Below are 22,044 nucleotides of genomic sequence, written 5' to 3' on the forward strand. Positions count from 1 at the left end.
CCCATGGCAAAAGCCATGAAAATCGCGATCATCGACGACGAGCAGGACATGCGGCAGTCGATCTCCCAGTGGCTGGCATTGTCGGGGTATGATACCGAAACCTTTTCCAGCGCCGAGGACGCGCTGAAGTCGCTGGGGCCGGACTACCCAGGCATCGTGATCTCGGACATCAAGATGCCCGGCATGGACGGGATGCAGTTTCTCAAGAAACTGATGGGCACCGACAGCGCCCTGCCGGTGATCATGATCACCGGTCACGGCGACGTGCCGATGGCGGTCGAGGCGATGCGCGTGGGGGCCTTCGATTTCCTGGAAAAGCCGTTCAATCCCGACCGGATGAGCGAGCTGGCCAAGAAAGCCACCAATGCCCGGCGTCTGACGCTCGACAACCGCCAGCTGCGCAAGGAGCTGTCCGATGGCGGCCAGCTGATGAAAAAGCTCATTGGCCAGAGTCCGGTGATGGAACGGCTGCGCGAGGATATCCTCGATCTCGGCCAGGCCGACGGCCATGTGCTGATCGACGGCGAGACCGGCACCGGTAAGACACTGGTGGCGCATGCGCTGCACGCGGTCGGCGCGCGCGCGGGCAAGAAATTCGTGTTGATCTCCTGCTCGGCTTACGAGGAAGACGCGCTGACCAAGCGGCTGTTCGGGCCGATGCAGCCCGAAGACAGCCAACTGCCGGCAGTCGAGGAAGCGCGTGGCGGCACGCTGGTGCTCGAGGATATCGAGACGCTGAGCGAGTCGATGCAAGGCAAGTTGCTGAGCTTCATCAATGACGAGGGCACGCCGCCCGAAACCCGCATCATCGCCATTTCCAACCTGCAGGAGCAGGGAAAAACCTGTGAGGATGCGCTGCGCCCCGATCTGTTCTATCGCCTGGCGGCGCTGCGCATCACCGTGCCGCCGCTGCGCCAGCGCGGTGAAGACATCCTGATGCTTTTCACCCGTCTCAGCGAGCAGTTCGCCGAGGAATACGGCTGTGACGCGCCGAAGGTCAGCGCCCAGGAAGCGGCGCAGCTGCTGCAGGCGCCGTGGCCGGGCAATGTCCGCCAGCTGATCAACGTCGCCGAGCGCGCGGTGCTGCAATCGCGGCGCGGCTCGGGCTCGATCGCGTCGCTTTTGATGAGCGACCACGAAGAAATGCAGCCGGTGATGACCACAGAGGGCAAGCCGCTGAAGGAATATGTCGAAGCCTTCGAGCGGATGCTGATCGACAACACCATGCGACGCCACAAGGGCTCGATCGCATCGGTCATGGACGAGCTCTGCCTGCCGCGCCGGACGCTGAATGAGAAGATGGCGAAATACGGCCTGCAGCGGGCGGACTATCTGTAGTCCGGCGGCGCCGCGGCAAGGCGCGCCGCGCGGTCAGGCCATGGCCGCGAGCAGCGGTTCGATGTCGATCTGTTGCGACAGGAAGAGGAAATTGCCGCGTGGCCGATCGCGCGGATCAGCGCGCATCGCCGCGTCGAGCGCGTCGCCGTCCATGCGCATCGGGTCCGGACCGATACTCCAGACTTGATAGCCGGCCTCAAGGAACATCTCGAAAGTGGCGCGGTAATCGGTGTTCTCCACCAGCGCGCCATCGCGGTTGATGGTGGAGCCGGTGATCTCGACAATCCAGCTGTTGTGCGCGCAGTCGGCGACGTGACGCGCCGCGCCGCGCAGGGCGAAATACTCGAACCCTTCGACATCTACGAGAAACAGCGTTTGGCCGGCGATATCGGGCACCACGTCATCGATCCGCACGACCGGCGTCTTCTGGTTGAGCGAGGCGGGTTTGCGGCTGTTGGCCGTCAGCGTGGCACCGGAAAAGGCACCGGTGATGGTGGCGACGGCGTTTTCATCACCCGCCGCCGCGTGGATCAGCAGCGTGCCACGATCGAAATCGTTTTGCGTCAGATTGTCGAGCAGCATGTGAAAATTCGCGTCGATCGGTTCGAAGGCGATGGCGGCGACGCCGGCGCTGCGCGCCAGGCAGGTGAAATAGCCGTAATGCGCCCCGACGTTCACGAACCGGTCGGCGCCAGACAGGAGTTTGTGGACGAGACGACGCTCGCGTGCCTCCCAGTCAGCGCTGAACTGGATCGGGATCCCCTTGTAGAGAAACCCGTCGGCGGTGCGCTGAAAGGGTTTGGCAAGGCGCCGGTTTTCGATGCGGCGGTCATTCAGAACCCGAAGACGCTCGGTCAGGGACGGTTTGGGCATCGCTCTTCCTGCTGCGTGACTTGTCCCGGACAGGAACCTGCATCGACCGGGCCGGAATAGACGTCGTTTACAGTCTGGCCGGGAAAAATGGAACGGTCTTTTCCTTACTGGCAACAGCACGGCAGCCGGAAGCAAGGGGCCGGAGAGGGTGACAAAATCGGGCCGTGGGCTTTTTGGCATTGTCATACCCCTGTTCCAGACCTTATGTAGATAGGACGGCTTTCGGCGCTTTACGGGCGTCGACCGCATGAGTTTCGCTGTCAGGAAAAGGGGTTACGGATCTACCGGCCCGATTCCGGACAGGCTGATTAGGCCCCGCACGGGGCTGCAAGATGGCCCGCCACCCCCACAGACGGGGTGCTCCGGGCTCCCTGAACGGGCGCCGGCTGGCCCTTTGGTCCTGGCGTCGGAGAAGAACCGCGATGAAGCGCGCGCAATCACTGAGTGCACGAGCAGGTGGCGAGACCGCCCGGCTCTGCCGCGCGTCCGACATTGCCCGAAACAGACACAACGCTTTGCCGGCCGCGCCCCCCGGGCGGGCGGGCTTGGCGTCGTGCACATGGAAAATATGGCTAAGAAAATGCTTATCGATGCCACCCACGCGGAAGAGACCCGCGTCGTGGTGGTGGACGGAAACAAGGTCGAAGAGTTCGACTTCGAATCCGAAAACAAACGCCAGCTTGCCGGCAATATCTATCTAGCGAAAGTCACCCGCGTGGAGCCCTCGCTCCAGGCGGCCTTCGTCGATTACGGTGGCAATCGCCACGGCTTCCTGGCGTTCTCGGAAATCCATCCCGACTACTATCAGATCCCGGTTGCCGACCGTGAAAAGCTGATGGAGGAAGAGCGCGCTTATGCCGAGGCGCTGCGCGCGCGCGAGGAAGAGGAAGAGAGAAAGCCGTCGCGGTCGCGCCGGCGACGGTCGTCGTCGAAAGCGGCCACAGCCGACAACGGCGATGCCGTCGAGACCAAGGAGCCGGACAACGGCGAAATCACCGGCATGGAGACGATCGACCTCGGCGACGAGGCCAGCCAGGACACGCTCGAGGGCCATTCGCCGATGGATCTTGTCGCCGAGACGCCGGTGGAAGAGCCGGAGGACGAAAGCGACGCCGGCGAAGCGCTGGCAGCCGAGGACGATGGCGACGCGGCGGATGCTGAGGCCGAAGCCGCGGAGGGCGATGCCGAAGCCGAGAAACCGGCCAGGCGCAGGTCGCGGGGACGATCATCGAAATCGAAATCCAGCCAAGCCGGGTCCGGTGACGACGAAGCCGGCAAGGACGGGGGCGATACGGCCGATGAGGACGGCGCCCGCGATGCCGCTGAAAAGGACGACAGCATCGAGTCTGTTGCCGATGATGACGACCAGGAAGACATCCGCCCGCCGCGCAAGCCGCGGCCACGGCGTTACAAGATCCAGGAAGTCATCAAGGTCCGCCAGATCCTGCTGGTGCAGGTCGTCAAGGAAGAGCGCGGCAACAAGGGCGCGGCACTGACCACCTATCTTTCGCTGGCCGGTCGTTATTGCGTGCTGATGCCCAACACCGCCCGCGGCGGCGGCATTTCCCGCAAGATCACCAATGCCGCCGACCGCAAGAAGCTGAAAGAGATCGCGAACGAGATCGACGTGCCGCAGGGCGCCGGGTTGATCGTGCGCACGGCAGGGGCCAAGCGCACCAAGACCGAGATCAAGCGCGACTACGAATACCTGCAGCGCTTGTGGGAGCAGATCCGCGAACTCACGCTCAAGAGCATCGCGCCGGCGAAAATCTATGAGGAGGGCGACCTGATCAAACGCTCGATCCGCGACCTGTATTCGCGCGAGATCGACGAGGTCCTGGTCGAGGGCGAGCGCGGCTACCGCATCGCCAAGGACTTCATGAAGATGATCATGCCGTCGCATGCCAAGAACGTGCAGCTCTATGCCGAGACGATGCCGCTTTTCGCGCGCTACCAGGTCGAAAGCTATCTCAGCTCGATGTTCAACCCGACCGTGCAGCTGAAATCCGGCGGCTACATCGTGATTGGCGTGACCGAGGCGCTGGTGGCGATCGACGTGAACTCGGGCCGCGCCACCAAGGAAGGCTCGATCGAGGAAACCGCGACCAAGACCAACCTGGAAGCCGCCGAAGAGGTGGCGCGCCAGCTGCGCCTGCGCGATCTGGCCGGTCTCATCGTGATCGACTTCATCGATATGGACGAGCGCAAGAACAACGCGTCGGTGGAAAAGCGCCTGAAGGACAAGCTCAAGACCGACCGTGCGCGGATCCAGGTGGGCCGGATCTCGGGTTTCGGCCTTCTCGAGATGAGCCGCCAGCGGCTGCGCCCGGGCATGATCGAGGCAACGACCCAACCGTGCCCGGCCTGTCATGGCACCGGGTTGATTCGCTCGGACGACAACCTGGCGCTGTCCATCCTGCGCCAGATCGAGGAAGAGGGCACCCGCGGGCGGAGCCGCGAAGTGCTGGTGAAATGCCCGGTGGGCATCGCCAACTTCCTGATGAACCAGAAGCGCGAACATATCGCCCAGATCGAGGCGCGTTACGGCCTTTCGGTGCGCGTGGAGGGTGACCCGATGCTGATCTCGCCCGATTTCAGCCTCGAGAAGTTCAAGACCGCCACCCGTGTCGTGCCTGACGCCACTGCGCCGGTGGTGTCGGTCGACACCTCGCTGATGGACCAGGTCGACAGCGAGGCGGAAGCCGACGAGGAGGACGAGGAGGAGACGCCCAAGCCCAAGAAGCGCCGTCGCCGCCGTCGTCGTCGCAAGCCGTCGTCGCAGACCAATGACGTCGAGGCCGCGGAAGAAACCGGTGACGTCGAGGAGGAAGACGACACGCTGACCGAAACCGAGGTGCAGGCCGGCGAAGAGCCGACGGCCGAAGCCGAAGTCGAGGAAAAACCCGTGGCGTCGCGGTCGCGCAGCCGGTCGCCCAGAGCCAAGGCCAAGGCGTCCGAACCGACCGAAGCCGAGGCCGAAACGGTCAGCGATGAGACGGCCGATGCCGGTGAGGAAAAACCCAAGCCGTCGCGGTCGCGCAGCCGGACGTCTAAATCGAAATCCAAGGCCGCGGCGGCCGGGGATGACGCGGCCCAGGCGGAGACGGCAGAGGTTGCCGAAGCGGTGGGCGGTGATGCGGAAGCCGAGGCAAAACCCAAGACGCGGTCGACGCGCAAAACCACCGGCAGCAGATCCACGTCGAAGAAGACCACCAAGGCCGAAACCGATACGGAAACCGCCGAAGAGGCGCCCAAGTCCAAGCCGCGCAAGGCGGTCAAGCCCAAGACCAATGGCGAAGATGCCCCCGAGACCGCCGGGGAAGCTGAGCCTTTGGAGGCTGTACCCGCACCGGCGCCCGAGCCGGTTGCCGCGGCCGAGCCCGCGTCCAAGTCGCCGCCCAAGCCTAAACGCAAGGGCTGGTGGTCGCTCGGAAAGGGCTGAGACCCGCAGCGAAAAAGACCAACGCCGCGGCCCCGGGCCGCGGCGTTTTCATTTTCGGCGGGGAAACTCAGCCCTTGCGGACGACGTAGAGCTGGGCACCGTCCTGCTCGACCGTCTCGACCAGGGTGTGACCCTGTTCGGCACAGAAATGCGGCACGTCGATCCGCGCCATCTCGTCATCGGCCAGCATGCGAAACTCGGTTCCGGCGGCAACCGGCTGCAGCCGCTTGCGCAGTTTCATCACCGGCAAGGGGCAGAGAAGACCGCGGGCGTCGAGATCGATGTCGCTCATGCTCAGGGATGTAGCCGGGGCGACCGGCGGCGTCCACGGCTTTGTGACATCTGGCCGCGTGACGTTGCCCGGCGTTTGGCCTACATCTGGGCGCATGTTCGGAATCGAAATCATCGATGCGGGGCTGTTGCCCGCGATGCTGGTGGCGCTGGTGGCGGGGGTGATCTCATTTCTCAGCCCCTGCGTGCTGCCAATCGTGCCACCCTACCTGGCCTACATGTCGGGCGTATCGGTGACCGACCTCAGCGAGGGGCGCAACCGGGCGATCCTGCCGGCGCTGTTCTTCGTAATGGGGCTCAGCACGGTGTTTTTGTTCCTGGGGTTCGCGGCCTCGGCGGTGGGGACCATGTTTCTGCAGTACCAGGGCTGGTTCAATACCATAGCCGGTATCCTGGTGATGATCTTCGGCGCGCATTTCGTCGGCGTCTATCGCATCGGCTTTCTCGACCGCGAAGCCCGGCTCGATGCCGGCGATCGCGGCGGCAGCGCCTTCGGAGCCTATATTCTCGGCCTTGCCTTTGCCTTCGGCTGGACGCCCTGCATCGGGCCGCAACTGGGCGCCATCCTGGGGTTGGCGGCGCAAGAGGGGTCAGTGGCGCGTGGCACGGTGCTGCTGGCGGTCTACGCTGCCGGGCTCGGTGTTCCGTTCCTGCTGGTGGCGGCCTTTCTGCCGCGGCTGACCGGGCTGATGGGCTGGATGAAACGCCACATGGAACAGATCGAGCGGGTGATGGGGCTTCTGCTCTGGACCATCGGGCTGTTGATGCTCACCGGCGGGTTTTCGACCTTCAGCTATTGGCTGCTGGAGACGTTCCCGGCGCTGGCGACACTGGGCTGACGGCGCGTTCGCCGGTCCTGTCGGACCGCCTCTCGGCGGCAGCCGCAGGCGTGGTCGCGCCTCACCCGGCGTGGATCCAGCCGCCGCCAAACACACGCGTCCCTTCCGTTTCATAGAACACGCAGGCCTGACCAGGCGAGACGCCCTCTTCGGGTGTCAGCAGTTCGACCTCGGCCGTGTCGGGACCAGTGGCCCGCAGAATCGCCGGCTGCGGGGGCCGGGTCGAGCGGACCTTGACCGAGATTTCGCGGGTCGCCACGCTTTCGAATGGCTCGTCGCCCAGCCAGTTAACCTCTTTCACCGGTACGATCCGGGTCGAGAGCGCCTCTTTCGGGCCGACAATGACCCGGCGGGTGTCGACGTCGAGTTTCACCACGTAAAGCGGATCGGAAAGTCCGCCGATCCCGAGGCCGCGGCGCTGGCCGATGGTGTAGTGGATGACGCCGCCGTGACTGCCCAGCACATTGCCGTCCATGTCGACGATATCGCCCGGTTCGGCGGCGCCGGGGCGGAGTTTTTCGATCACCGAGGCATAATTGCCGTCCGGAACAAAGCAGATGTCCTGGCTGTCGGGTTTCATCGCCACGGGCAACCCGTATTTGGCGGCGAGCGCGCGGGTCTCGTCCTTGGATTTGAGGTGGCCTAGCGGAAAGCGCAGGAAGTCGAGCTGTTCGCGGGTGGTCGAGAACAGGAAATAGGACTGGTCGCGGGCCGCATCGGCGGCACAGTGCAGTTCCGGGCCGTTCGGACCCATCTTACGCTGGATGTAGTGGCCGGTGGCCATGCAATCGGCGTCGAGGTCCTTGGCGGTTTCCAGCAGGTCCTTGAACTTGACCCGCTCGTTGCAGCGGATGCAGGGCACCGGGGTGGCGCCGGCAAGATAGCTGTCGGCAAATTCGTCTATCACCGCGTCGCGGAAGATGTTCTCGTAATCCAGCACGTAATGCGGAAATCCCATTTCCTCGGCCACGCGGCGGGCATCGTGAATGTCGATCCCGGCACAGCAGGCGCCCTTCTTGGCCAGCGCCGCGCCGTGGTCGTAAAGCTGCAGGGTGACCCCCACCACGTCATAGCCTTCCTCGGCCAGCATTGCCGCCACGACGGAAGAATCGACGCCGCCCGACATGGCCACGACCACGCGGGTCTCGGCCACCGGTTTCGGCAGCCCGAGCGAGTTAAGCGGCGGTGTTTGGTCGAGCGGCATGGACGGGCCTTTCAGGCGTTGCGCGGGAAGTTGCGGAAAATATAGGAAAATCCTAGACACTCTCAAGCACCGGTTTCACCGGCCGTTAAGGGCCGGCGCGGCACAACCCCTAAGAACAACACGAGGGTGCTGCGATGTATCTCAAAAAGGTTGACGGGCCAAGAGCCGTGACTCTGGCGGACGGCAAGGTGATGACTCGCGCCGATCTGCCGCCGGAAAACACGGTTCGCTGGGTTGCCAGCCGCAAGGCCGCAGTCGTTCGCGGGGTGGTCTACGGGCTGATCACCCAGGACGACGCACTGCGCCGCTACAACCTGAGCAAAGAAGAATTTCTCGAATGGTTGTCGGCAGTTACCGAGCACGGAGAAGAGGCGCTGAAGGCCACCTTGCTACAAAGGTATAGACAACTTTAACGCGAACATGCAACAAATGTGTCAGCGGTAACTTGTGGTTAACCATTTTTGTTCACGTTTGATTCCAAAGAGAACAGATTGCGGAGAGTTCCAATGCGTGTCCTGCTTGTGGAAGACGACCCCACAACCTCGAAAAGTATCGAGATGATGCTCACCCATGCCAACCTGAATGTGTATACGACAGATCTGGGCGAGGAGGGCATCGATCTCGCCAAGCTCTATGATTACGATCTGATCCTGCTCGACCTCGGCCTGCCCGACATGAACGGCCACGAAGTCCTCCGGCAGCTGCGCTTGTCCCGGGTGGACACACCGATCTTGATCCTGTCGGGTGCCGACGATACCGAGAACAAGCTCAAGGGCTTCGGTTTCGGGGCCGACGACTACCTGACCAAGCCCTTCCACCGCGAGGAACTGGTGGCGCGTATCCACGCGATCATCCGCCGCTCCAAGGGACATTCCCAGTCGATGATCAGGACCGGCAAGATCAACGTCAATCTCGATGCCAAGACGGTCGATACCGACGGCAAGCCGGTACACCTGACCGGCAAGGAATACCAGATGCTCGAACTCCTGAGCCTGCGTAAGGGCACGACGCTGACCAAGGAAATGTTCCTCAACCATCTTTACGGCGGTATGGACGAGCCCGAGCTCAAGATCATCGACGTGTTCATCTGCAAGCTGCGCAAGAAACTCGCCAATGCCACCGGCGGCGACAACTATATCGAAACCGTCTGGGGGCGGGGCTACGTGTTGCGCGATCCGGACCCGTCGGAGGTCGAGGAACCCCAGGTCGCGGTCGGCGCCTGAGGCACCGGTCCGGACCCTTCGCAGGAAGGATCAGGCTCGCACGTTCTCCCCAGCGTGCATACCACTCACGAGCCGATCGCCGCGCGGCCCTCCCTCGGCCGCGCGGCATTTCATTCGGGGCCGGCCGGTCCGATCTTTGCTGGCAGGCGCCAGGATTGAAGGCCGCACCGGATGGCGCGGTCTGACGCGCGGCGGGCGTCGCGAGGTCGGTCGGAGGCGGGAACGCCGCGTCGGCGCGGCGCCGCCCCAACACGGCGCGGGCTGGACCTTGACGCCGGCCATGCTATCACCGAGGCAGGAGAAATTGCCTTGGAGTGTGGTGGCGATGCGTGATCCGAAACCGGTGGAGGCTCTGAGCGAGGCCGAGGCCCGAGAGGAGCTGGCGCGGCTCGCCGGCGAGATCGCGGCCGCGAACACCGCCTATCACACCCGCGACGCGCCCGCGATCAGCGATGCCGCCTATGACGCGCTGAAGCTGCGCAACGCCGCAATCGAAGACCGCTTCCCGTATCTCAAGCGGGCCGACAGCCCCAGCGACCAGGTCGGCGGCGCGCTGGCGGAGGGCTTTTCCAAGATCACTCATGCCGTGCGCATGCTGAGCCTTGCCAACGCCTTCGACGATGCCGACGTGAGCGAATTCGACGCCAGTATCCGACGGTATCTCGGCCGTGACGGGGCGGTTGCCTACACCGCCGAGCCCAAGATCGACGGCCTCAGCCTGTCGTTGCGCTACGAAAACGGGCAGCTGGTTAGCGCCGCCACCCGCGGCGACGGCCAGGTCGGCGAGAACGTCACCGCCAACGCCCGCGAGATCGACGATATTCCGCAGCGTCTCGCCGACGCCCCTGACGTGCTGGAGGTGCGCGGCGAGGTCTACATGAGCCATGCCGATTTCGAAGACCTGAACGCCCGCCACGCCGCGCGCGGCGACAAGACCTTCGCCAACCCGCGCAACGCCGCCGCCGGCTCGCTGCGCCAGCTCGACGCGGCGATCACCCGTGACCGGCCGCTCAAGTTCTTTGCCTATGGATGGGGGGCGCTGTCGGAGCCGCTGGCCGACACCCAGATGGCGGCCATCGAGCGACTGGGCGGACTCGGGTTCCCGGTCAATCCGCTCACCCGGCTCTGCGACGGTCCCGAAAACATGCTCGCCCACTACCGCGAGATCGAGGCGCAACGCGCCACGCTCGGCTACGATATCGACGGGGTGGTCTACAAGGTGAACGATCTCGGGCTACAGCACCGGTTGGGGTTCCGCTCGACCACGCCACGCTGGGCCATCGCCCACAAGTTCCCGGCCGAGCTGGCCTGGACACGGCTGGAGGCGATCGACATCCAGGTCGGTCGCACCGGCGCGCTCAGCCCGGTGGCCCGGCTGACCCCGGTGACAGTGGGCGGCGTGGTGGTCAGTAACGCGACGCTGCATAACGAGGACTACATTGCCGGGCGCGACGCCAACGGCGCAGTGATCCGCCCCGACGACACCGGCGCGCCCAAGGATATCCGCGTCGGCGACTGGGTGCAGGTCTATCGCGCCGGCGACGTAATCCCGAAGGTGGCGGATGTGGATCTCGAGAAGCGGACGGAGGACGCGCAGCCCTACGTTTTCCCAACGGTCTGCCCCGAATGCGGCAGCGATGCGGTCCGCGAGGAGGGCGACGCGGTGCGGCGCTGCACCGGTGGGCTGATCTGCCCGGCGCAGGCGGTGGAAAAACTCAAGCATTTCGTCAGCCGCAAGGCCTTCGATATCGAGGGGTTGGGCGCCAAGCAGGTAGAGCTGTTCTATTACCTGAATTGGGTTCGTGCGCCCGCCGACATATTTTCGCTACAACGGCGCGAGGCGGACAAAACGCTCGATGACGTTGAGAGTGTTCTGAATTCTCTGTTCAAGAATGAGGAATGGCGAGAGGCTGTTTTTTCGGTGCTGGGAACCGCGCTGTCGTTGGACAGGATTACATTCCCTCACGACAAGGAAGAAGCGCATGATCATCTTGGACGGTTGATTGCTGCAGCTGGCAAGGAACCTCTCTCTGCCTTGAATGGCTGGGGCGAGACCAGTGCGGGCAACCTGTTTCAGGCCATCAGGGAAAAACGGGAAATCCCGCTGGCGCGGCTGATCTTCGGGCTGGGCATCCGTCATGTCGGCGAGGTGGCGGCGCAGGATCTGGCGCGGCACTACGGCGACTGGGACGCCATGGTGCGGGCGCTCGACTCAGCCCGGCCCGCGGCGCTGGCGCATCGCGCGGCGGACCAGGCCGTCGAGGCCGAGCGGGCGACCGCGGCGACGGACGGCCGCCGTGCCCGGGTTTCCGAGGTGCGGGCGGCGGCGTTGGCGGACTGCGACGTTCCGTCGGTGGCACAGGCCGCCTGGAGCGACCTGATCAGCGCTGACGGCGTCGGACCGGTAATGGCACTGTCGCTGTCGGATGCCTTCGCTAACCCGGAGGAACGCGCCGCCATCGACGCGTTGCGCGCAATGCTGACGCCGCTGGCACCCGAGGCGCGGGCGACGGAAAGCCCGGTGGCCGGCAAGACGCTGGTCTTTACCGGCACGCTGGAAAAGATGACCCGGGCCGAAGCCAAGGCCCGGGCCGAGGCGCTTGGCGCCAAGGTGTCCGGCTCGGTATCGGCTAAGACCGACCTGGTGATCGCCGGCCCCGGGGCCGGGTCGAAGGCGAAGAAGGCCGAGGACCTGGGCGTCGAGATGATCGACGAGGACGCCTGGCTGGCGCTGATCGAAGGCCTATGAGCGGGCGGCCGGAACCTCTGTTCCCGCTGTTCGCGGAGATCGAATCGCTCGAAGGCGTGGGGCCGAAGATCGCCCAGCATCTTGGCCAGATCGAGATCGAGAGGCCGCGCGACCTGCTGTTCACGCTGCCCTATTCCGGGATCGACCGGCGCAAGCGCGACACGGTGCAGGGGGCCGAACTGCCGGGCGTCGTGACGGTCGAGGTCACGGTCGGCCAACACCGTCATGCCACACGCCGTGGCGGCGCCTATCGCGTGGTGGTCGAGGATGCGCAGACCACGTTCCAGCTGGTGTTCTTCCACGCCCGTGATGAGTATCTTCGCCGTATCCTGCCCACGGGCGCGCGGCGGGTGGTCTCGGGTAAGGTCGAGCTTTTCGACGGGATCGCCCAGATGGTGCATCCCGACCACATTTTGCTGCCCGAGGACGCGGGCGATATCCCGGATTTCGAGCCGGTCTATCCGCTGACATCCGGGTTGACGCAGAAGACGATGATGAAGGCGGCGCGGTCGGCGGTGGCGCGGGCGCCGGAACTTGCCGAATGGATCGACCCGTTGCAGAAGGCCCATGCCGGCTGGCCCGACTGGCACGACGCGGTGGCGGCGGCGCATGCGCCAGCCACCACGGCCGACCTGGCCGATACCGCGCCGGCACGCGAGCGGTTGGCCTATGACGAGCTTCTGGCGCATCAGCTGACGCTGGCCCTGGCGCGCACCAGACTGCGCCGTGCCAAGGGGCGTGAAAGCCATGGCACGGGACGGTTGCAGAGCAAGGTGCTGGAGGCGCTGCCCTATAGCCCCACCGGCGCACAGACGCGCGCGATCAACGAGATCGCCGCCGATATGGGCAAGCCGCAGCGGATGAACCGGCTGTTGCAGGGCGATGTCGGCGCAGGCAAGACCCTTGTCGCCTTCATGGCGTTGCTGATCGCAGTCGAGGCCGGCGGGCAGGGGGTGATGATGGCCCCGACCGAAATCCTGGCACGGCAACATCTCGACGGGCTTCGCCCGCTGGCCGAAAGCGCGGGGGTGGTGCTGGAGATCCTGACCGGACGCGACAAGGGGGGCGAACGCAAGGCCAAACTGGCGGCGCTGGCCCGGGGCGATATCCAGGTGCTGGTCGGCACCCACGCGGTGTTCCAGGCTGATGTCGAGTTCCACGATCTGCGGCTGGCGATCGTTGATGAGCAGCACCGTTTCGGTGTGCGCCAGCGGCTGGAGCTGGGCAAGAAAGGCGCGGCGGCGGATGTGCTGGTGATGACGGCAACGCCGATCCCGCGCTCGCTTGCGCTGGCGCAATATGGCGACATGGATGTCTCGGTGCTGGACGAGAAACCTCCCGGGCGGCAGCCGATCAAGACGGCGATGGTCTCGACCGCACGGATGGACGAGGTGGTGGATCATCTGCGCCGGGCGGTGACAGAGGGTAAACAGGCGTACTGGGTTTGCCCGCTGGTCGATGAAAGCGAAAACGTCGACTACACCGCCGCCGAGGAGCGGTTCAAATATCTGCGCGCCGCCCTGGGTGAGGGCGTTGTCGGGCTGGTGCATGGCCAGATGCCGCCGGCCGAGAAAGATGCCGCGATGGCAGCGTTCCAGCGCGGCGAGACCAGCGTTCTGGTGGCGACCACGGTGATCGAGGTTGGCGTCGACGTGCCCAATGCCACGATCATGGTGATCGAACGGGCCGAAATTTTCGGGCTGGCACAGCTGCATCAGTTGCGCGGGCGGGTCGGGCGGGGAACGGGGGCTTCGTCGTGCATGCTGATGTATCGGGCACCGCTGTCGGAGGCGGGCGAAAAGCGGCTGACGACGCTGCGCGACACCGAAGACGGCTTCCGCATCGCCGAGGTCGATCTCGAAATGCGCGGTGCCGGCGACCTGATCGGCACGGCGCAGTCCGGCCTGCCGAAGTTCCGGGTGGCTGATCTCGAACGGCAGACATCGCTGCTCGCCGTGGCCCAGACCGACGCGCGTAAACTGCTGGCCGACGACCCGGGCTTGGACGCCGACCGCGGCCAGGCGGCGCGGGTGCTTCTGTGGTTGATGGAACAGGACCAGGCGATCCGTTTGATTTCAGTGGGTTAGTCAAAATATCTCGAAAAGTTCACAAATGTTCTTAAAAAGTTCTTTACAAGCGGTGATCAAAATGAGAACAAAGAGGCAACAAAACAATTCGAGCGCAGGAGAGACCAAGATGCTGAGCCAGATCGCCGATATCCTTCACCGCAGCCGCGACACGATCTGGCAGGATGCGCTCGGCGCCGTGGCGCTGATGGTTCTGCTGCTGGCCGGGCTGCACCTGCCCGGGATGATCTGAAATTTGAACGGTTTCTGCCACGTGATCTTCGGGGTCCTGCCCATGCGGCGCGTCTCTGTCCCAACCTAACCCGCGCCGCCGAGAACACTGCCTGTCTCACCCGCCAAGGGGTCTGCCTCATCCGCCCCCGGAGTTTCGGTGCGGCCCGACGCGAGATCACGCACCTTGCCGCCGCCCTGGTCCCCCAGGCGCGGCGGTTTTTTCTTTAGAAGGAGGCGTTAGTCGGCCAGCTTCACCAGCGCATGGCGCTTCTTGCCGGCCGAGAGCTTTACCGGTGACGCCAGCGCTGCGACATCGAACATTTGGCCCGGATCGGTCAGCGGGGCGTCGTCCACCCGGGCTCCGTTCTCGGCAATCAGCCGTTTGGCCTCCTTGCCCGATTTGACCAACCCCGAGCGCACGATGAGCTGCACCGCCGAGATACCGTCGCCCACGTCCTCCGCCGTCAGCTCCAGTGTCGGCAGATCGTCGCCCACGCCGCCTTTTTCGAACACTTCGCGCGCCGTGGCCTCGGCCGCCTCGGCGGCGGCGCGGCCATGCAGCAGGGCGGTGACCTCGTTTGCCAGCACGATCTTGGCGTCGTTGATCTCCGCCCCCTCCAGCGCGCCGAGCCGCGTGCACTCCTCTACGGCCAACTCGGTGTAAAGTTTGAGGAAGCGGCCGACATCGGCATCGGTGGTGTTGCGCCAGAACTGCCAGAACTCGTAGGGGCTCAGCATCTCGGCGTTCAGCCACACAGCGCCGTCCTGGCTCTTACCCATCTTCTTGCCGTCCGAGGTGGTCAGCAGCGGCGATGTCAGGCCATAGACCTCGACATCGAGGATCCGCCGGGTCAAGTCGATGCCGTTGACGATGTTGCCCCACTGGTCCGAGCCGCCCATCTGCAACAGGCAGCCATACCGGCGGTTGAGCTCCATGAAATCATAGGCTTGCAGGATCATGTAGTTGAATTCGAGAAAGCTCAGGGACTGTTCCCGATCGAGCCGCGATTTCACCGACTCGAACGACAGCATCCGGTTGACCGAGAAATGCCGCCCGATATCGCGCAGGAAATCGAGGTATTTCAGGTCGTCCAGCCATTCGGCATTGTTGACCATCATGGCGCCGGTGGGGCTGTCGTCATAGTCGACATAGGCCGCGAAAACCTGCTTGATGCCGTCGATATTGTCGTCGATCTGCGCCGGCGTCAGCAACGGTCGTTCCTCGGCGCGGAAACTGGGGTCGCCCACCTTGGTGGTGCCGCCACCCATCAGCGTGATCGGCTTGTGACCGGTCTTCTGCAACCAGCGCAGCATCATGATCTGGATCAGGCTGCCGACATGCAGCGACTTGGCCGTGGCATCGAAGCCGATATAGCCCGGCACCCCACCCTTGCTGAGGGCCTCGTCGAGGCCTTGGTAATCGGTGCAGTCGGCGAGAAAGCCGCGCTCGATCATGACGCGCATGAAGTCCGATTTCGGGTGGTAGGTCATGGTGCTTGTCCCTTGGTCGTCGCAGGCCTTATATGGCGGCGAAGCGTCGAGGAAAAGGCCATGTTAAAAGCGGGCAAGGTTCGGGCATTGGGGGCGATGAGCGGCACCTCGCTCGACGGGGTTGATGCCGCCGTGGTCGAGACCGACGGCGAGACGATCTTCGGCTTTGGCGAGACGCGCTACCGCGCCTATTCCGCGGCCGACCGCGCGGTGCTGCGCGCCGCGCTCGGCAAATGGCCGGGTGCCGATCTCGACGCGCCGGCGCGGGTGGTGCAGGTCGCCCATGTCGATGCGTTGTCAGGCTTCGATGCCGTCGATCTGGTGGGGTTTCACGGCCAGACCCTGGCGCATGATCCGCGCGGCCGGGGCACGCATCAGCTCGGCGATGGCGCCGCCCTGGCCGAGGCCCTGGGCGTTCCGGTCGTCTGGGATTTCCGCTCCGCCGACGTGGCGATGGGGGGGGAAGGTGCACCGCTGGCACCGTTCTTCCATTTCGCCTGCGCGCGCTGGATAGAGGCCGCCGGTCCGCTGGCGTTCCTCAATCTCGGCGGTGTCGGCAACATCACCTGGATCGATCCGGCAAAGCCGCGCCCGGACACGGAGGGGGCGCTTCTCGCCTTTGATACCGGCCCGGCCAACGCGCCGCTCAACGACCTGATGCAGGAACGGCTGGGACAGGATTGCGACCGCGACGGCGCGCTGGCCCGCCGGGGCCAGGTCGAGGACGGGGCGCTGGAACTGTTTCTCGACGATCCGTATTTCTTCCGCATGCCGCCGAAGTCGCTCGACCGGGATGCGTTTGCCGACATGATCGGGCTGGTGCGGGAACTCAGCGATGCCGATGCGGCCGCGACGCTGACCGCGATGGCCGCGGCGGCGGTGATGCGGGGGATGGAGCATTGCCCGGCACCGCCCGAGCGGCTGCTGGTCACCGGCGGCGGGCGCAAGAACCCGGTGATGATGCAGATGCTCGCAACCGCGCTCGACTGCCCGGTGCTGCCGGTCGAAGAGGTCGGGCTCGATGGCGATATGCTCGAGGCGCAGGCCTTCGCCTTCCTTGCCGTGCGGGTGATGCGCGGGCTGCCCACGTCCTGCCCGTCCACCACCGGCGTCCGTGCGGCCGTCGGCGGCGGCGAGGTGAGCTATCCGTTGCCCGGGGACGACGAGGCATAGGTGGGTTGCCCGCCGCCTTGTCGCTCAAACCTGACCCCACCGCGCGCAGCGTTCAGCCCGGGTGCTGTCAAATCCTTGCGGCACCGTGCGCCGGACGGGATACCAGCCAGCCTGCCAGACCGTCCCGTTTCACCGGGCGGTGGCGTCAACCAGGCTCGCGGACCGTCCCGACGCGCGGCGTCGCTCCGAAGGTTAGACCGAGCACGAGGCCCCGCCCAGAACGCAGAACTTGGCGCAGTGGGGATGGTTGAGAAAGACCTCGCGCTCGGCCTCTTCCAGGGTTGCGCCCAGTTCGAACTGCGGATCATAGGCCAGCAACGTGCAGGCCAGCACCGTGGGCTGTTCCGCCCCCTTGCGCTTTACCACCATGCGCGACGAGGCGCACATTACGTCCTCGGGTGCCTTGTTGAGGATACCCCAGCAGGCCGTGGTGATCTCGGGGACCTCCACCTGCGAGTCCATTTCCGGAAAAAGCACAGTTTCGCCATGATCTTGCGCGTCGATATTGAAGTTGTTTTCAGCAAAGAACACAGCATAGCCGGCGCGCGCCTCGGCCTCGGTTTCACCCCAGACGGTGCGCCCCGCGACGGTCATGCGGATCCCCTGATCGCGGAGCCAGGCCATGCCCTGAAGCGTCTTGCCGAAACTGCCGGCGCCGCGCTCGGCCTCGTGCAGGGCTTTTGTGTGGTGGTCGAGCGAGACGCGCAGGGTCATCTGTCCCCGATATCGGGTGTTCAGCGCCACCAGCCCTGCCTGCACCCGTTTACGCATCATCGGCCGCATGGCGTTGGTCAGAACCAAAACCTCGAATCCGCGTGAGAGAGCAGCCTCAAGCATTTGGATTATTTCAGGATTCATGAAAGGCTCACCGCCGGTGAAGCCGATCTCGCGGACCGGCCAACCGCGGGATTCGATCTGGTCGAGATAGGTTCCAACCTCGGATGCGGCGAGATAAACCAGCGCGTCGTTCTTCGGCGAACTCTCGATATAGCAGTTGGCGCAGGTAATGTTGCACAGCGTCCCGGTGTTGAACCACAGTGTTTCCGGATGCGTCAGGGCCACGCTGGCCCGCGGGCTGCCGTCCGCGGTGACATGGGGATTGACGAACTTGCCCTGGTTGGCCCGTGCTGTCTGGTCTTTCATATACCTGTTACCTTTCCGTCTAAGCCCTTGCTAGCGCGTGAAAAGCCCGGCGAAAACCCCGTCGTTTTCCAAGCACACCATTGTGAACGCATACGAGCGTGCTAGAGTGCGCTGAGGTGCGGGGCGCCCAGCCGTCCGGCAACACAAGAGGCAGAGATGGTATCACGCGTCATCCCCGTTGACCCGTTCGATCTGGTGATATTCGGAGCCACCGGCGACTTGGCGCGTCGCAAGATTTTGCCGGCGCTGTTCCGGCGGTTCTGCGCCGGTCAGATGGAGGGCGGATCGCGTGTCATCGGCGCCGCCCGCTCGGATCTAGATCGCGCTGCCTTTCACGAGGTCGTCCGCAGTGCGATCGCCGAGTTTGTCACCGACGGGCGCAACGACCCGGCGACGACCGAGGCCTTTTTGGAAACCGTGGATTATGTCACCCTCGATGCCCGCGGCGACACCGGTTGGGACGCGCTTGCGGCGAGGATCGACCCGGACCGGGTGCGGGCCTTCTATTTTTCGGTGGGGCCGTCGCTGTTCGGAGACCTCGCCCTGCGACTGCACCGGCACGGTATGGCCGCGGGCAAGGCACGGATCGTCGTGGAAAAACCCTTCGGTCGTGATCTCGCGACCGCGCAGGCGCTCAACGCCACGCTGGCGCAGCACTTTCGCGAGGACCAGATCTACCGGATCGATCATTATCTCGGCAAGGAGACGGTACAGAACCTGATGGCGATCCGGTTCGGCAACATGCTGTTCGAGCCGTTGTGGAACTCGCAATATGTTGATCACATCCAGTTCACCGTCGCCGAAACCGTCGGCGTCGCCGGGCGCGAGGAGTATTACGATCGCGCCGGCGCCCTGCGGGACATGGTTCAGAACCACATGATGCAGCTCCTGTGCCTGATCGCTATGGAACCGCCGGCGAAGTTTGAACCGAGCGCGGTGCGTGACGAGAAGCTCAAGGTGATCCGCGCGCTCGATCCGGTCAAACCCCAGGACATCGTGCGCGGCCAGTATCTGCCGGATGACGACAAACCCGGTTACCTCGAGCATGTTGGCGATCCGACCTCGACCACCGAAAGCTTTGTCGCGCTCAGGGCGCATGTCTCGAACTGGCGGTGGGCCGGTACGCCATTCTATCTGCGCACGGGCAAGCGTCTCAAAGCGCGGACTTCGGAAATCGCCGTGGTGTTCAAGGACGCGCCGCATTCGATCTTCGGGGCCGAGGCCGGGCGCCACCGCAACATCCTGACCATCGTGCTGCAGCCCAATGAAGGCATCGAACTGGGCGTGACCATCAAGGAACCGGGGCCGGGCGGCATGCGACTGATCGACGTGCCGCTTGATATGTCCTTCGCCGAGGCGCTCGGGCCGGAATCGGGCATGGTGGCCGATGCCTATGAGCGGCTGATCATGGACGTGGTGCGCGGCAACCAGACGCTGTTCATGCGCGGCGACGAGGTCGAGGCGGCCTGGGCCTGGACCGATCCCATCATCGCCGGCTGGGAAGAGCGCGGCGAAGCGCCGCTGCCGTACGATTCCGGCTCTTCAGGGCCTGTCGAAGCGCTGGCATTGATGCATAAGGACGGCAGACGCTGGCGGGAGATCCGAAAATGAACATCATTGACTATGCCGATGCCGACTTGATGGCTCTGGATGTGGCACAACTGATCGCAGGCGAGTTGGAGGATGCGCTGATGAGCGGCGGCCGCGCCACGCTGGCGGTGCCTGGGGGCGAGACGCCGGGGGCCATGTTCGACGACCTCAGCGGTGCCGATCTCGACTGGGATCGGGTCGATGTGATGCTGACCGATGAACGCTGGCTGCCCGAAGTGCATGTGCGCTCGAACGCGCGCCAGGTCAAGGAGCGCCTCCTGACCGACCGGGCCGCGGCGGCCCGGTTCCATCCGCTCTATGCTCCGGCCGAGCGCCCCGACGACGTGCTTGCCGACATCGAAGCGGGGCTGGTGCCCTGCCTGCCGATTACCGTCGCCCTGATCGGCATGGGCACCGACATGCATGTCGCCTCGTTGTTTCCCGGGGGCGACAACCTTGCCACAGGGCTGGCGGCGGAGGCGCCGATCCTGGTGCCGATGCAGGCCCCGGGTCTCTCGGAGGCGCGGGTGAGCCTGACGGCACGCGTTCTGAACGGTGCGCTGTCGAAACACCTAATGATCACCGGCAACCCCAAGCGCAACGCTCTGGAAAAGGCCGCGCATATGTCACCCGAGGACGCCCCGGTCGCGGCGATCCTCGAGGATTGTACCGTGCATTGGGCGCCGTGACAGCATGAGGGGCAGAACCGCATGAGGCTGGCAAAGGCATGGGCGGCGGTGGAGGCCGAGGCGGCGCGAGCCTCGAAGCGCCGGATCGCCGATCTCTTCGCCGCGCCAGACCGTGCCGCCAGCTTCTCGCACCAGGTCTGCGGCCTGCTGTTGGACTATTCAAAGACCGCGCTCGACGATGCCGCCCGGTCGGCGCTGCTAGCGCTGGCCGAGGCCGCGGATGTGGCCGGCCGGCGCGACGCGATGTTTGCCGGCGAGAAGATCAACAGCTCGGAACAGCGCGCCGTGCTGCACACGGCGCTGCGCGATCCCTCGCGTCCCCTCACGCTGGATGGCGAGGATGTGACCGCCACGATCCGCGAAACCCATGCCAGGATGATCGAGTTTGCCGCGGCGGTCCGGGGGAGCGGTTTCACCGGGCAGGGCGGGCCGATCCGCGATGTCGTCAACATCGGCATCGGCGGGTCGGACCTGGGCCCGGTGATGGCTGCCCGGGCGCTGGCCCCCTATGCCGACGGGCCGCGCTGCCATTTCGTCTCGAACGTCGATGGCGCCGATGTGGCTGACGTGATGGCGGGGCTCGATCCCGCAACCACGCTGGTGATCGTCGCCTCGAAAAGTTTCACCACGATCGAAACCATGACCAATGCCGCCACGCTGCGCGACTGGATGGCGAAAGCGGTCACCGACCCGGCGGCGCAGTTCGTGGCGATCTCGTCGCGCCCTGACCGGGCGGCGGAATTCGGTATTCCGGCCAGCCGCGTCTTCGGCTTCGGCGACTATGTCGGCGGACGCTATTCGGTCTGGGGGCCGATCGGGCTCAGCCTGATGCTTGCCATCGGGCCCGAGGAGTTCGATGCCTTCCGGGCCGGCGCGGCCGAGCTGGACGCCCATTTCCGCAGCGCTCCGCTGGCCGAGAACCTGCCCGTGCTGCTGGCGCTTGTGGGGCTCTGGCACCACCAGGGGCTGGGGTATCCGACCCGCGCGGTGCTGCCCTACGAACATCGGCTGGGCCGACTGCCGGCGTATCTGCAGCAGCTCGAGATGGAGTCGAACGGCAAGCGCGTTACCCGCGACGGCACACCGTTGACCCGGCCGTCAGGCCCGGTGGTCTGGGGCGAGCCCGGCACCAACGGCCAGCACGCCTTTTTTCAGCTTCTGCACCAGGGGACCCAGGTCGTGCTCTGCGAGTTCATGCTGGCGCGCGAAGGCCACGAGCCGCATCTGGCACATCACCACCGCCTGCTTCAGGCCAATTGTCTGGCGCAGTCCGAAGCGCTGATGCGCGGGCGCAGCTTTGCAACTGCCCGCGCCATCGCCGAAAAGCTCGGCTATGACGGCGAGGCTCTGAACTGCCAGGCGGCGCAGCGGGTGTTTGAGGGCAATCGCCCCTCGGTGACGCTGCTCTATGACAAGCTCACACCACGCACGCTGGGCAAGATTTTGGCGCTCTACGAGCACCGCGTCTTCGTCGAGGGCACCATTCTGGGAATCAATTCATTCGACCAGTGGGGCGTTGAGCTGGGCAAGGAACTGGCCACCGCGCTCGGTCCGGTGTTGGCGGGTGAGGACGCCGGCGCGGACAAGGATGGCTCGACTCTGGCGCTGGCCGCCTGGCTCCGGGATCAGGAATAAGGGAGGGAACGAGAAGACGCGTCCACCGCGCCCACGGATCGTCCCGCAACCTCTCTGCCGCCTG

General features: G+C 64.9%; 17 protein-coding genes. 12 read left to right on the top strand and 5 right to left on the bottom strand.

What is annotated here, in order from left to right; genetic code table 11:
• Nucleotides 1-3 precede the first annotated feature (3 nt).
• Nucleotides 4-1,338 carry a sigma-54-dependent transcriptional regulator gene (locus NO357_RS00975; RefSeq protein ID WP_306733737.1) on the top strand — a complete coding sequence of 445 codons (1,335 nt, stop codon included), beginning with the start codon at nucleotides 4-6 and terminating at the stop codon, nucleotides 1,336-1,338.
• Nucleotides 1,339-1,371: 33 nt separating this feature from the next.
• Here the strand turns inward: NO357_RS00975 and NO357_RS00980 are convergent, their stop codons facing one another.
• Nucleotides 1,372-2,211 (bottom strand): FkbM family methyltransferase, encoded by an 840-nt coding sequence (locus tag NO357_RS00980; protein WP_306733738.1) that lies wholly within the window; start codon nucleotides 2,209-2,211, stop codon nucleotides 1,372-1,374.
• 568 nt (nucleotides 2,212-2,779) lie between these two features.
• Between NO357_RS00980 and NO357_RS00985 the strand changes: the two genes are divergently transcribed.
• A complete protein-coding gene (locus NO357_RS00985; RefSeq protein ID WP_306733739.1) occupies nucleotides 2,780-5,653 on the top strand; it encodes an Rne/Rng family ribonuclease in 2,874 nt (957 codons plus the stop codon).
• 67 nt (nucleotides 5,654-5,720) lie between these two features.
• Here NO357_RS00985 and NO357_RS00990 read toward each other — a convergent pair whose 3' ends face one another.
• On the bottom strand, nucleotides 5,721-5,945 hold the full coding sequence (locus NO357_RS00990; RefSeq protein WP_306733740.1) for a sulfurtransferase TusA family protein: 225 nt from the start codon (nucleotides 5,943-5,945) through the stop codon (nucleotides 5,721-5,723).
• 94 nt (nucleotides 5,946-6,039) lie between these two features.
• Here NO357_RS00990 and NO357_RS00995 point away from each other — a divergent pair, with 94 nt between their 5' ends.
• Nucleotides 6,040-6,783 (top strand): cytochrome c biogenesis CcdA family protein, encoded by a 744-nt coding sequence (locus tag NO357_RS00995; protein WP_306733741.1) that lies wholly within the window; start codon nucleotides 6,040-6,042, stop codon nucleotides 6,781-6,783.
• Between the two features lie 61 nt (nucleotides 6,784-6,844).
• On the opposite strand, the gene mnmA is transcribed toward NO357_RS00995, so the two are convergent.
• Complete coding sequence (mnmA, locus tag NO357_RS01000; RefSeq protein ID WP_306733742.1) at nucleotides 6,845-7,987, bottom strand: tRNA 2-thiouridine(34) synthase MnmA; 1,143 nt, start codon at nucleotides 7,985-7,987, stop codon at nucleotides 6,845-6,847.
• Nucleotides 7,988-8,121: 134 nt separating this feature from the next.
• Here mnmA and sciP point away from each other — a divergent pair, with 134 nt between their 5' ends.
• The 5 genes from sciP to NO357_RS01025 all read left to right on the top strand — a co-directional run bounded on the left by sciP (nucleotide 8,122) and on the right by NO357_RS01025 (nucleotide 14,278).
• Entirely contained in the window at nucleotides 8,122-8,400 is a 279-nt protein-coding gene (gene sciP / locus NO357_RS01005) for a CtrA inhibitor SciP (RefSeq protein WP_306733743.1), read from the top strand.
• A 93-nt stretch (nucleotides 8,401-8,493) separates the two neighbouring features.
• On the top strand, nucleotides 8,494-9,210 hold the full coding sequence (gene ctrA / locus NO357_RS01010) for a response regulator transcription factor CtrA (RefSeq protein ID WP_306733744.1): 717 nt from the start codon (nucleotides 8,494-8,496) through the stop codon (nucleotides 9,208-9,210).
• Nucleotides 9,211-9,535: 325 nt separating this feature from the next.
• Nucleotides 9,536-11,959 (top strand): NAD-dependent DNA ligase LigA, encoded by a 2,424-nt coding sequence (ligA, locus tag NO357_RS01015; RefSeq protein WP_306733745.1) that lies wholly within the window; start codon nucleotides 9,536-9,538, stop codon nucleotides 11,957-11,959.
• Nucleotides 11,956-14,046, top strand: coding sequence for an ATP-dependent DNA helicase RecG (gene recG / locus NO357_RS01020; RefSeq protein WP_306733746.1), 2,091 nt, complete (start codon nucleotides 11,956-11,958; stop codon nucleotides 14,044-14,046). The genes ligA and recG overlap by 4 nt, the downstream gene beginning before the upstream one ends.
• Before the next feature lie 109 nt (nucleotides 14,047-14,155).
• The gene (locus NO357_RS01025) at nucleotides 14,156-14,278 is read left to right on the top strand and encodes a hypothetical protein (RefSeq protein WP_306733747.1); all 123 of its coding nucleotides are present in this window, start codon (nucleotides 14,156-14,158) and stop codon (nucleotides 14,276-14,278) included.
• Nucleotides 14,279-14,496: 218 nt separating this feature from the next.
• Here the strand turns inward: NO357_RS01025 and tyrS are convergent, their stop codons facing one another.
• Nucleotides 14,497-15,750 carry a tyrosine--tRNA ligase gene (tyrS, locus tag NO357_RS01030; protein WP_306733748.1) on the bottom strand — a complete coding sequence of 418 codons (1,254 nt, stop codon included), beginning with the start codon at nucleotides 15,748-15,750 and terminating at the stop codon, nucleotides 14,497-14,499.
• A gap of 60 nt (nucleotides 15,751-15,810) precedes the next feature.
• On the opposite strand from tyrS, the gene NO357_RS01035 reads away from it, so the two are divergent.
• Nucleotides 15,811-16,923: an anhydro-N-acetylmuramic acid kinase gene (locus NO357_RS01035; RefSeq protein WP_306733749.1), complete on the top strand. Its 1,113-nt coding sequence runs from the start codon at nucleotides 15,811-15,813 to the stop codon at nucleotides 16,921-16,923.
• A 192-nt stretch (nucleotides 16,924-17,115) separates the two neighbouring features.
• Here the strand turns inward: NO357_RS01035 and NO357_RS01040 are convergent, their stop codons facing one another.
• On the bottom strand, nucleotides 17,116-18,066 hold the full coding sequence (locus NO357_RS01040) for a radical SAM protein (protein ID WP_306733750.1): 951 nt from the start codon (nucleotides 18,064-18,066) through the stop codon (nucleotides 17,116-17,118).
• A gap of 156 nt (nucleotides 18,067-18,222) precedes the next feature.
• Between NO357_RS01040 and zwf the strand changes: the two genes are divergently transcribed.
• From zwf to pgi, 3 genes are read left to right on the top strand one after another with little or no spacing between them, the layout of a single operon-like run.
• Complete coding sequence (gene zwf / locus NO357_RS01045) at nucleotides 18,223-19,677, top strand: glucose-6-phosphate dehydrogenase (RefSeq protein WP_306733751.1); 1,455 nt, start codon at nucleotides 18,223-18,225, stop codon at nucleotides 19,675-19,677.
• A complete protein-coding gene (gene pgl, locus NO357_RS01050; protein ID WP_306733752.1) occupies nucleotides 19,674-20,345 on the top strand; it encodes a 6-phosphogluconolactonase in 672 nt (223 codons plus the stop codon). Before zwf ends, pgl begins: the two co-directional genes overlap by 4 nt.
• A 27-nt stretch (nucleotides 20,346-20,372) precedes the next feature.
• Nucleotides 20,373-21,980, top strand: coding sequence for a glucose-6-phosphate isomerase (gene pgi / locus NO357_RS01055; protein ID WP_376744353.1), 1,608 nt, complete (start codon nucleotides 20,373-20,375; stop codon nucleotides 21,978-21,980).
• The last annotated feature ends 64 nt before the right edge of the window (nucleotides 21,981-22,044 follow it).

Source organism: Marimonas arenosa, from assembly GCF_030848945.1.
In the GTDB taxonomy this organism is placed as follows: Bacteria; Pseudomonadota; Alphaproteobacteria; order Rhodobacterales; family Rhodobacteraceae; genus Marimonas; species Marimonas arenosa.